The following is a 1,146-nucleotide window of genomic DNA, read 5'->3' on the forward strand; positions in this document are numbered from 1 at the left end:
AAGGAGAAGTATGAGCTGCACCACGGGGTGCGGATTGCCGATGCGGCGCTGGTCGCAGCGGCGACCCTGTCGAACCGCTATATCACCGACCGCTTTTTGCCGGATAAGGCTATCGACCTGATGGACGAGGCCGCCAGCCGCTTGCGCATGCAGGTGGATTCCAAGCCCGAGGAATTGGATGCGCTGGACCGGCAGATCCTGCAGATGCAGATTGAGGAAGAGGCGCTGAAGCTCGAGGACGACGCGGCCTCAAAGGACCGGCTAACGACGCTGCAGAAGGAACTGTCGGACCTGCAGGAGCAGTCGGCCGAGATGACCGCTCAGTGGCAGTCGGAACGGGACAAGCTGGCAGGGGCCCGCGACCTGAAAGAGCAGCTGGACCGTGCCCGCGCCGACCTGGACATAGCCAAGCGGGAGGGCAACCTCGCCAAGGCGGGAGAGCTGTCTTATGGCGTCATTCCGGGGCTGGAAAAACAGCTGTCCGATGCCGAGAGCCGTGAAGAAAAGGGCCTGATGGTCGAAGAGGCCGTGCGGCCGGAGCAGATCGCGGCTGTTGTGGAGCGTTGGACCGGTATTCCGACCTCCAAAATGCTGGAGGGCGAGCGTGAGAAGCTGCTGCGCATGGAAGATGATCTGCACCGCCGGGTGATCGGCCAAAACACTGCGGTGACCGCAGTGGCCAATGCTGTACGCCGGGCACGTGCAGGCCTGAATGACGAGAACCGGCCGCTGGGGTCGTTCCTGTTTCTCGGGCCGACCGGTGTTGGCAAGACCGAACTGACCAAGGCGGTTGCCGGTTTCCTGTTCGACGACGAGCACGCGATGGTCCGCGTCGACATGTCCGAGTTCATGGAGAAACACTCGGTCGCCCGGCTGATCGGTGCGCCTCCGGGCTATGTCGGCTATGACGAAGGCGGAATGCTGACAGAGGCCGTGCGCCGCCGCCCTTATCAGGTGGTGCTGTTTGACGAGGTCGAAAAGGCGCATCCGGATGTGTTCAACGTGCTGCTGCAGGTGCTGGACGACGGCATGCTGACCGATGGTCAGGGCCGCACCGTGGACTTCAAGCAGACGCTGATCATCCTGACCTCGAACCTGGGCGCGCAGGCGCTTAGCCAGCTGCCCGAGGGTGCGGATGCCTCGGAT

General features: G+C 63.2%; 1 protein-coding gene. It reads left to right on the forward strand.

Translation table 11 applies throughout. The features are described from left to right. On the forward strand, window positions 1-1,146 hold a 1,146-nt coding region (locus A2I95_RS40700), incomplete at both ends, for an AAA family ATPase (RefSeq protein ID WP_291737986.1).

Source organism: Leisingera sp. F5 (genome assembly GCF_001593695.1).